Below are 10,000 nucleotides of genomic sequence, written 5' to 3' on the forward strand. Positions count from 1 at the left end.
GCGGAGGCGGCGGCGGGGGCGGCGGAGGCGGCGGAGCCGCAAACAGATACCGCAGGCCCACCCAGGCCTCGTGGCCGCGCAGCGCGTCCACATTCACACCCGGCGTGTAGCTGGTCGAGGAGTAGCCGAAATAACGGTACTCGGTGTCCAGCGTCAGATTCTGGGTCAGCGCCCAGCCGATGCCTGCAATGAGCTGATAGCCCAGGGCGGTGTCGGAATCGCGGGTTTCGATGTAGCGCGGGTCAGGCAGGACCGAGCCGACCGGACGCGTGCCGGTGTTCCAGCCCGCCAGCGAGGCGCGTGACTGCACCCAGCCCAGACCGGCGCCGACATACGGACGCCAGGGCGAGGCGGTGTCGAAGTCGTACAGCACGTTGACCATGCCCGAATAGGCATGGAATTTCGAACGGCTGTCCTCGTGATTGCCGATGGCGCCGGTGTCGTTATAGCGGTGAGCGAACTCACCCTCGATGCGCCAATTGCTGTCAAACTGGTAGCCGAGCGCGACGCGCTGGCGCCAATTGCTCTTGCCGCTGATACGGCCGCCATTGGCCGCAGTCGGTTCGCCCAGGGCGCCCGAGACGGTGGCGCTGCCAGGCGCGCCATAGCCGACGCCGCCGCTGACATACCAGCCCTCTTGCGCCGCCGCCAGGGACGGTGCGCCGAGAACCAGACCAAGGGCCGCGGCTGTCATTAGAGTTTTTTTCATACCTATCCCCCTCCGGGCGTATCGCCCTTCGTGTGATCGTCAAGAAGGCTGCCGCCGGACCCCATTCCCCTGTCCGACAAGGTAAATCGGAAAGGGGAAGCGATGCCCGTCGGCATTCACCTCAGGGGACTCATACTCAAATTTTCGGGCAAAGGCTACCTTGGTTCCGCGACAAAGACCGGTCATCAGCGGACAATACCGTCTCGGGCCAAGTTTTTACAGGCGATTTCATCAATACCGAGGCGTTCCTGCAACACCTCGCGCGTATGCTCGCCCAGTCTTGGCGGCGCGCTGCGATAGACCGGCGGCGTGGCCGAAAGCCGCAAGGGGCTGGCCACCATGGGCGCATCGCCGCATCCGGTCATGGGCAGAGCGAACGAGAGCCCGCGCGCGCGGGCCTGGGGATGGCCGAACACTTCATCAATGGCGTGGATCGGCCCGCAGGGTACGCCTGCCTCGCTTAAAGCCTCAGTCCAGTGGGCGCTGGAGCGCGCGCTCATCACCACAATGATTTCCGCGATCAGCACCTCGCGGTTTTCCACCCGGGCGGCATTGCGCTGAAAGCGCGGGTCAGCGGCCCAGTCCGCTCGCCCCAGGGCGCGCGCAAAGGCGGCGAACTGGCCGTCATTGCCCACCGCCACCGCGATGCGCCCGTCCAGCGTGGGGAAATCCTGATAGGGCACGATATTGGGATGGGCGTTGCCGCCGCGTCCCGGCGCCTGGCCCGAAACCAGATAATTGGCCGCCTGATTGGCCAGCATGGCCGCCTGCACGTCAAACAGCGCCATATCGATATGCTGGCCGCCCAGGCCCTGATCGCGCGCAATCAACCCGGCCATGACCGCGCTGGCGGCATAGACGCCGGTGAACAGGTCCACCGCGGGCACGCCCACCTTCATGGGCTTGTCCTCGCCGGTCACGGACATCAGCCCGCCCATGGCCTGGATCAGGAAATCATAGCCCGGCTGGGCGCTGAGCGGCCCGGTCTGGCCAAAGCCGGTGATGGAGCAATAGATCACGTCCTCGCGCAGCGCCTTCACGCTGTCATAGTCCAGGCCGTATTTCTTCAGCCCTCCGGTCTTGTAGTTCTCGATCACCACATCGCTGTCAGCGGCGAGCTGGCGCAGGATCTCGCGCCCCCTTTCCTCGCGCAGATTGACCGCGATGGAGCGCTTGTTGCGGTTGGCGCACAGATAATAGGCCGCATCGGCGCGCGAGCCGTCCGCCTCGCGCAGGAAGGGCGGGCCCCAGCCGCGGGTGTCATCCCCGCCCTCGGGGTTTTCCACCTTGATCACATCCGCGCCCAGATCGGCCAGAATCTGCGCGCACCACGGCCCTGCCAGCACGCGCGACAGATCCAGCACCTTGATATGGGAAAGCGCCCCCTGGCTCATGACGGCCCGGCTCCAATTGTTCGGACAAGCCCGGAACGGCTATACGGCGCGCGCGCCGAAAGCAAGGGTGAGGGCTGTGACGCTGACGCGCGCGGGGCGAAAATCGCGCTAGTCTGGCAGCCATGACCGCTCGCCCTGATTCTGCTGTCAGCCACCCCCGTCCCGGCCTGGCCGAGGCGCGCGCGGCCATGCGCGATGTGTTCGGCTTTCACGATTTCCGCCCCGGTCAGGCGGACATCCTGGAGGCGGTGCTGGCCAGGCGCGACGTACTGGCCGTCATGCCCACGGGCCGGGGCAAGTCGCTGTGCTTTCAGCTGCCGGCCATGCTCAATGACGGGCTGACCCTGGTGGTTTCGCCCCTGATCGCCCTGATGCGCGACCAGGTCAGCGCCCTGCAGGCGGCGGGGGTTGAGGCGGCGAGCCTGACCAGCGCCGATGACGCCGAGGCGCGCGAGACTACCTGGCGCAAGCTGGATGAGGGGGTTCTCAAACTCCTCTATCTGGCGCCCGAACGGCTGGCGGTTCCGGGCCTGGCCGAGCGGCTGGGCCGCGCGGGCCTCAATCTCATCGCGGTGGACGAGGCCCATTGCGTGAGCCAGTGGGGTCATGATTTCCGGCCCGATTATCTGCGCATCGCCGAGCTGGCGCGCGCGGCTGGCTCTCCGCCCATCGCCGCTTTCACCGCCACCGCCGACGCGGCGGCCCGGCGCGATATCGCCGCGCGCCTGTTCGCCCGCGCACCTGATGAATTCGTGGCCGGGTTCGACCGGCCCAACCTGTTCCTGTCCGTTGCGGCGCGCCGGTCAGGCCAGCAGCAGATCCTTGATTTCGTGCGCGCGCGCCCGGACCGGGCCGGCATCATCTATTGCACCAGCCGCAAGGCGTGCGAGGAAATGGCCGCCCGCCTGCAAAAGGCCGGCGTGGACGCTCTGGCCTATCATGCCGGCCTTGAAAGCGCCGAGCGCAGCGCGCGTCAGGACCGCTTCGTCAAGAGCGAGGCCAGCGTGATGTGCGCCACAATCGCCTTTGGCATGGGCGTGGACAAACCCGATGTGCGCTATGTGGTCCATGCCGGCCTGCCCAAGACGGTTGAGGCTTATTACCAGGAGATCGGCCGGGCCGGGCGCGATGGCGAACCGGCCGACACGCTCCTGCTCTGGTCGCTGGGCGATGCGGCGCTGCGCCGGCGCCAGATCGCCGAAAGCGAAGCTGATGAGGCGCGCAAGGCCATGGAGTTGCGCCGCCTGGGCGCGCTGATCGCCTATTGCGAGGCGCCGCGCTGCCGGCGCCAGGCGCTGCTGGCCTATTTCGGCGAAGAGACCGGTCCTTGCGGCCATTGCGATCTGTGCGCCGACCCGCCCGAGCTGATGGACGGCACGGTGCTGGCCCAGAAGGCCATGTCGGCCATCGCGCGCACCGGCCAGCGCTTCGGGCTGGAGCATCTGATCTGCGTGCTGCGCGGCGCGGACACCGAGAAAGTGCGCGCCCACGGCCATGACGCCCTGCCCACTTACGGGGTAGGCGCCGAGCTCAGCCGCGCCCAATGGATGGGCGTGTTCCGCCAGCTTTTCGCCGCCGGGCTGATCGACCAGCCCGTGGACGGCCATGGCGAATGGGTGATCACGCCTGCGGGCAAAGACGTGTTGTTCGGCCGCGCTCAGGTGCGCCTGCGCCCGCCTTCGGCCGAACGCGCCCCGGCCCCGTCGCGGGCCGCGCCGGACGCCGCCGAAGCGCTTAAGACCCCGCAGGAGCGCAAGCTCTATTCGGCCTTGCGCGCGCTGCGCCTGGAATTGGCGCGTGAAGCGGGCAAGCCGGCCTATACCGTGTTCGCCGACAGGACCCTGGTGGAGCTGGCGCTGGCCCGCCCGCAAACCCTGGACGCCATGGGCGGCGTGTTCGGCGTGGGCGCGCGCAAGCTGGAACGCTATGGCGAAGCCTTCCTGGCGGTGATCGCTGCACACTCGTAAGCGCGAAATCATATGCCGGTCAGGCCACGGAAATCAGCTCACACAATTCATAATTGCGCAAATTAACTTGTGGATGCAGCGATAACAATATACAACCTCCGAGCCTCTCTTCCCTCGAGGCGCTAACTGGAGACGCATCATGAAAACCGCTCTCACCAAACTTGCGCTCGTCTTCACGGGCGGCGGCGCACTGACGGCTGTCTCGGCCGCAGCGGTCCATGCAGCGACCTGTATATGTGTCTCCGTTGACCGGGTGTGCGTTTGCGTATGCATCACCTGAGCCTGACTGAAGAGAGCAGCCCGACTCATTTTGGTTGTGTGAAGGGCTGCTCTCTTCTACTCTGCGGTGATAGCATGACACGTAATAGCCACAGGCGGACTTGCGTTATGGATGTAAGACACCCCCTTGCAATGCTCGCATCCGCCCTGATGGCCCTTTCCGTCACCGCCTGTTCAGCCCAGGCCGGATTCCCCGATACGCGCATCGACCCGGGCATGCCGCTGGCGCCGGAGGATTATAGCGGCGCTTTCGCGCTGGTCCTCGATCCGCGGGACGCACCCGCCCATAATGAAGATCTGGGCATGCCGGTGGACGTCACCGTGCAATCGCCCGCCGGCCCGCCAGGCGCCATGGAAGCGGACGGCGCGGAGCTGCAAACCTATCATGTCGAATTGTTCGTCAGCGACGGCGCCATCACCCGCTGCACCGTCCAGGACAACAGCCCGGACGGCGATTACACCGACGCATCGTGCCGGCGTACAGGCCACATCGTCCAGATCGTGGTTTCGGGAACCGAAGCCGGACGCCTGATTTTTGAACTGGCCAAGCCCGAGGCTGGCGGCCTCCTGTCCGGGCGCGGCTTTCTTCAGCATCCAGTCCTTCCGGTCTCGCCCTCCATCGGCTCTGTCACCCTGACCCCTGCCGCCGGCTAGGCCCGGATGCGCCGGGCGGTCATCCTGATCCTGATCGTGCTGGCGGCGGTGACGGGCCTATGGCTTTGGCTGACGCCGTCCTCATCGGATCTCGAATATGTCACAGCCCACGCCGATCAGGGACCGGTGCGGCGGGCCGTGGACACCACAGGGCGCGTCGTGGCGCTGGAGACCGTGATTGTCGGCGCCCAGGTGTCCGGCCTTATCGAACAGGTCCATGTGGAGGTGGATGACCGGGTGTCCGCCGGCCAGATCCTGGCGCAGTTCGAGGCCGCGCCCTTCGAACTGGCGGTGGATCTGGCCCGGGCCGCCCTGGAGCGCATTGAAGCCCAGCTGGCCCAGACCCGCGCCCAGCTGACCGCCGCGCGCGCCGAATTGGAGCGCAGCCAGCGTGAGTTCAACAGGATCGAAGCGCTAGCCGGGCGCGGGGTCGCGTCCGCAAGCGCGCTTGACGCGGCGCGGTCCGATCTGATCGCCCGGCAATCGGAACGCGCCCGGCTGGACGCCCAGTCCGCAGGACTGGCCGCCGAACTGCGCCAGGCGCGCGCCCAGCTGGAGCAAGCCCAACTCAATCTGCAGCGCGCCACAATCACCGCGCCCATCTCCGGCGTTGTGGTCCGGCGCGATGTCTCCCCGGGCCAGACCGTCGCCTCCTCATTCCAGACACCCACCTTGTTCACCCTGACCGGCGATCTTGAACGCATGCGCGTGGAGGCGTCTGTGGACGAGGCTGATATCGGCGCCATCACGCCCGGGCTTCGCGTGCGTTTCCGGGTCCCGGCCCATCGCGAACGCTGGTTTGAGGGCGAGGTGCGCAATGTGGTGGCCGCGCCGCAGGAGGACGGCTTCCTGATCACCTATCCCGTCCTGATCACGGTGGCCAATCCCGATGGCGTCCTGTTGCCAGGCATGACCGCACAGGTGGAGATCCTGGCCGATGAGCGCGACCGCGTCTTGCGGGTGCCCAACGCCGCCTTGCTCTATACCCACGATCAAAGCGCCGCGCCGCGCGGCGGGGTGTCCGTTTCAGTGGTTTCGCGCGAGGAGGCCGAGCGCCTTCAGTCCGGCCAGGGCCGGAGCCGGCGCGTTGCGGCGCTTGTAGACTCCGGCGCACCGCTGGTCTGGGTCCTGTCCGGCCCTGGCCAGGCGCCGGAGCCGGTGGAGGTGGAGGTGGGCCTGCGCGGCCAGGAGCATACCGAGATCATCGGCGGCGCGCTCAATGCCGGCGACCGGGTCGTGGTCGGGCGCCGTGGCGGCTGAGCCGTCATCCCCCGGCGCATCCCACAGGCAGGGCGCAGCGCTGGTGTTTTCCGGCGTCAGCAAGATCTATGGCCAGGGCGCCAGCGCGGTCCATGCCCTGGACAATGTGGATCTGACCATCGCAAGGGGTGAGTTCGTTGCCATCTATGGCCGCTCGGGATCGGGCAAATCGACCTTTCTCAATCTGGCCGGCGCGCTGGACCTGCCTACCGCTGGCGCGGTCACCGTGTTTGGCGCGCCGCCCACCCATACCCTGTCGCGCGCCGACGCCGCCCGGCTGCGCAACCGGCAGATCGGCTTCATCTTCCAGCAATACAATCTCTTCGCCCGCTTCACCGTGGCGGAGAATGTGGAAACGCCCCTTGTGTATGCCGGCCTTGGTGCGGCGGACCGCAGCCGCAAGGTGCGCGAAGCCCTGGCCCTTGTCGGGCTGGAGGAACTGGCCGCACGCCGTCCCGCCGAACTGTCAGGCGGCCAGCAGCAGCGCGTCGCCGTGGCCCGCGCCATCGTCACCGGCCCGGACATGGTGCTGGCCGACGAACCCACAGGCGCGCTCGATGATGATACCGGCGGGGCCATTCTTGATCATCTGCAGTCGATTAACCGCACGCTGGGCGTGAGCGTGGCGCTGGTGACCCACGATCCGGGGATCGCGGAGCGGGCCGGGCGGGTGCTGACATTCCGCAACGGGCGCCTGGATGGCGATGAACGCCGCAGCGGCGCTTACGGGGGGGAAAGCACATGAGCTTGATCATCGGCTTTGTGTTCGACCGGATCCTGGGCGCGCCGCGTCTGGCCCTGAGCATCAATCTGGCCTGGCGGTCCGCCCTGCAGGCGCCGGCCCGGTCGGTGCTGACCATTCTCGGCGTCGTCATCGGCGTGGCCTCTGTGGTGCTGATCGCCGGGCTGGGGGATGGCGCGCGTCATGCTGTCGCCAACCAGATCCAGGCCATGGGTCCGGACATGATCATGGTGTCTTCCAGCCATGAGGCCGCCGGCCCACGCCTGCGCGCCCGCCACGCCGCCGACATGCGCCAGCGCCTGCCGGGCGCGGTGCGCACCGCGCCGCAAATCCTCGTGCGAGTGACCGCGATCGGCCCGGTGCGGGCCTTTGACACGCGCGCCATCGGCGTGACGTCTGACTATTTCAATCTGGGCGCCGCCCGCACCGTCTCGGGGCGTCTGATCACCCGCCAGGATGAAACCGGGCGCGAGCGCTACGCCGTGCTGGGATCAGAAGCCGCCGAACGTCTGTTCGGATCAGGCGGGGTCGCAGTGGGGCGCCAGATCCAGGTGAACCGCGTGCCGTTTACCGTCATCGGCGTGCTTGAACCGCGCGGGGCGGGACTGTTCGGTGAAATAGACGCCACCATTTTCGTGCCCCTGCCCACGGCCGCTGAACGCCTGCGCGGGGTGCGGCCCGGCGCGCCCGACCAGGTTGACGTCATCTCCATACAGTTCGACAGCTCACAATCCCTGCGGGCCGGGCGCGGCGCAGTCACCGGCTATCTGCGCCAGACCCTGCGGGTGCGCGAGGGCGAGGCCGACCCCTTCTCCCTGGTCTCGACCGAAGAATTTGCAGAACAGACCCAGGCGCTGATCGGGATCGTTCAGGCCGCCCTGGCCGCCGTCGCCGCTGTCAGCCTGGTGGTGGGGGCGGTGGGCGTGGCCAATATCGTGCTGGTCTCGGTGGGCGAACGCACGCGCGAGATCGGGCTGCGCTCGGCGCTGGGCGCGACGCCGTCGGACATTTTGAGACAGTTCCTGGCTGAATCGGTGCTGTTGTGCACCGCGGGCGGGCTCATCGGCCTTGCCAGCGGTTACGCCATCGTATGGGCGGCGGGCGCATTGCTGGGATGGAGCGCCGGCGTATCGCCGCTCTATGTGGCCGCAGCGCTCATCGGCGGGGCGGGCACAGGCGTGATCGCCGGCGTGGCGCCGGCCCTGCGCGCTGCTGCGCTCAATCCGGTGGACGCCTTGCGCGCGTTGTAGGGCGCGGGCGGCTGCAGCCGCCATCCGGGCCCAGAACGCAAAAAGCCCCGGCGCAAGGGCCGGGGCTTTTCGTGAAACTGTGAATGGAGGCGCATCGAACGTGCGGACCGGGCGGCGACCTACTCTCCCATGCCTTAGGACATAGTACCATTGGCGCTGAGGGTCTTAACGGCCGTGTTCGGGATGGGAACGGGTGTGGGCCCCTCGCAATAACCACCCGGTCGGCGCGTTCGATGCGTATCGTAGAGACATGTGACTTCATGGGCTTGTGCAGCTTATGGACGAAGCGATCGCCGTCCATGAGCATCGTAAGATCAAGCCAATCGAGCAATTAGTACCGGTCCGCTTCACGCATCGCTGCGCGTCCACTTCCGGCCTATCAACGTGGTGGTCTTCCACGGCTCTCAAGGGATACCTGGTTTTGAGGGGGGCTTCCCGCTTAGATGCTTTCAGCGGTTATCCCGTCCGCACTTAGCTACCCTGCTATGCTGCTGGCGCAACAACAGGTCCACCAGAGGTGCGTCCATCCCGGTCCTCTCGTACTAGGGACAGCTCCTCTCAAGTATCCGACACCCACGGCAGATAGGGACCGAACTGTCTCACGACGTTCTAAACCCAGCTCACGTACCGCTTTAATTGGCGAACAGCCAAACCCTTGGGACCTGCTCCAGCCCCAGGATGCGATGAGCCGACATCGAGGTGCCAAACAACCCCGTCGATATGGACTCTTGGGGGTCATCAGCCTGTTATCCCCGGCGTACCTTTTATCCGTTGAGCGATGGCCCTTCCACTCGGGACCACCGGATCACTATGGCCGTCTTTCGACTCTGTTCGACCTGTCAGTCTCACAGTCAGGCAGGCTTATGCCATTGCACTCAACGAGCGATTTCCGACCGCTCTGAGCCTACCATCGCGCGCCTCCGTTACTCTTTGGGAGGCGACCGCCCCAGTCAAACTACCCACCACGCAGGGTCCCGGATCCAGGTTCATGGACCGCGGTTAGACGTCAATGAGGATAAGGGCGGTATTTCAAGGATGGCTCCACGCGGACTGGCGCCCACGTTTCAAAGCCTCCCGCCTATCCTACACATATCGCCACTAACGCCACTGCGAAGTTGTAGTAAAGGTGCACGGGGTCTTTCCGTCTGACCGCGGGAACTCCGCATCTTCACGGAGAATTCAATTTCGCTGAGTCTCTGTTGGAGACAGTGGGGAAGTCGTTACGCCATTCGTGCAGGTCGGAACTTACCCGACAAGGAATTTCGCTACCTTAGGACCGTTATAGTTACGGCCGCCGTTTACCGGGGCTTCAATTCGGAGCTTGCACCCCTCCTTTTAACCTTCCGGCACCGGGCAGGCGTCAGACCCTATACGTCGTCTTGCGACTTCGCAGAGCCCTGTGTTTTTAGTAAACAGTCGCCACCCCCTGGTCTGTGCCCCTGGACACTGGTTGCCCAATGCCAGGCTCCCTTCTCGCGAACTTACGGGAGTAATTTGCCGAGTTCCTTCAACAGAGTTCTCTCAAGCGCCTTGGTATGCTCTACCAGTCCACCTGTGTCGGTTTGGGGTACGGTCTCAATGCGGGAGCTATTTCCAGGGGCTCTCTGGCTGCACGACCAATCCAGTAAGGTCGCACAACGTCCATCACCCGTCACTCTCCGCTGGCCCAGGAATATTAACCTGGTTCCCATCGACTACGCCTTTCGGCCTCGCCTTAGGGGCCGGCTTACCCTGCGCTGATTAGC

Annotated in this window: 7 protein-coding genes and 2 rRNA genes (1 of these 9 cut by a window edge); 5 read left to right on the plus strand and 4 right to left on the minus strand. The window is 65.9% G+C overall.

Annotated elements, in window-relative coordinates; genetic code table 11:
- Together F1654_RS05695 and F1654_RS05700 are read right to left on the minus strand one after the other, a co-directional pair.
- Positions 1-694 (minus strand): outer membrane protein (locus F1654_RS05695; RefSeq protein WP_233205159.1); only part of this gene is annotated, 694 nt, incomplete at its 3' end.
- Positions 695-894: 200 nt separating this feature from the next.
- Entirely contained in the window at positions 895-2,103 is a 1,209-nt protein-coding gene (locus F1654_RS05700) for a CaiB/BaiF CoA transferase family protein (protein WP_150022576.1), read from the minus strand.
- 122 nt (positions 2,104-2,225) lie between these two features.
- Between F1654_RS05700 and recQ the strand changes: the two genes are divergently transcribed.
- From recQ to F1654_RS05725, 5 genes are all read left to right on the plus strand, one after another.
- Complete coding sequence (gene recQ, locus F1654_RS05705) at positions 2,226-4,070, plus strand: DNA helicase RecQ (RefSeq protein ID WP_233205160.1); 1,845 nt, start codon at positions 2,226-2,228, stop codon at positions 4,068-4,070.
- Positions 4,071-4,481: 411 nt separating this feature from the next.
- Positions 4,482-5,003, plus strand: a complete 522-nt coding sequence (locus F1654_RS05710; RefSeq protein ID WP_150022577.1) for a hypothetical protein — start codon at positions 4,482-4,484, stop codon at positions 5,001-5,003.
- A gap of 6 nt (positions 5,004-5,009) precedes the next feature.
- The gene (locus tag F1654_RS05715; RefSeq protein WP_150022578.1) at positions 5,010-6,263 is read left to right on the plus strand and encodes an efflux RND transporter periplasmic adaptor subunit; all 1,254 of its coding nucleotides are present in this window, start codon (positions 5,010-5,012) and stop codon (positions 6,261-6,263) included.
- Positions 6,223-7,008: an ABC transporter ATP-binding protein gene (locus F1654_RS05720; protein ID WP_150022579.1), complete on the plus strand. Its 786-nt coding sequence runs from the start codon at positions 6,223-6,225 to the stop codon at positions 7,006-7,008. The genes F1654_RS05715 and F1654_RS05720 overlap by 41 nt, the downstream gene beginning before the upstream one ends.
- Positions 7,005-8,255 (plus strand): ABC transporter permease, encoded by a 1,251-nt coding sequence (locus F1654_RS05725; protein ID WP_150022580.1) that lies wholly within the window; start codon positions 7,005-7,007, stop codon positions 8,253-8,255. Before F1654_RS05720 ends, F1654_RS05725 begins: the two co-directional genes overlap by 4 nt.
- A gap of 106 nt (positions 8,256-8,361) precedes the next feature.
- On the opposite strand, the gene rrf is transcribed toward F1654_RS05725, so the two are convergent.
- Both rrf and F1654_RS05735 read right to left on the minus strand, forming a co-directional pair.
- A 5S ribosomal RNA gene (rrf, locus tag F1654_RS05730) occupies positions 8,362-8,476 on the minus strand.
- Between the two features lie 89 nt (positions 8,477-8,565).
- A 23S ribosomal RNA gene (locus tag F1654_RS05735) occupies positions 8,566-10,000 on the minus strand (it continues 1,354 nt past the right edge of the window).

Source organism: Alkalicaulis satelles, from assembly GCF_008630495.1.
Classification (GTDB): Bacteria; Pseudomonadota; Alphaproteobacteria; order Caulobacterales; family Maricaulaceae; genus Oceanicaulis; species Oceanicaulis satelles.

Excerpts from the sequence above, each read along its gene's own strand:
- recQ (WP_233205160.1), top strand. The coding sequence starts at position 2,226 with ATGACCGCTCGCCCTGATTCTGCTGTCAGCCACCCCCGTCCCGGCCTG.
- F1654_RS05725 (WP_150022580.1), top strand. The coding sequence starts at position 7,005 with ATGAGCTTGATCATCGGCTTTGTGTTCGACCGGATCCTGGGCGCGCCG.
- F1654_RS05715 (WP_150022578.1), top strand. The coding sequence starts at position 5,010 with ATGCGCCGGGCGGTCATCCTGATCCTGATCGTGCTGGCGGCGGTGACG.
- F1654_RS05700 (WP_150022576.1), bottom strand. The coding sequence starts at position 2,103 with ATGAGCCAGGGGGCGCTTTCCCATATCAAGGTGCTGGATCTGTCGCGC.
- F1654_RS05720 (WP_150022579.1), top strand. The coding sequence starts at position 6,223 with ATGCCGGCGACCGGGTCGTGGTCGGGCGCCGTGGCGGCTGAGCCGTCA.
- F1654_RS05710 (WP_150022577.1), top strand. The coding sequence starts at position 4,482 with ATGCTCGCATCCGCCCTGATGGCCCTTTCCGTCACCGCCTGTTCAGCC.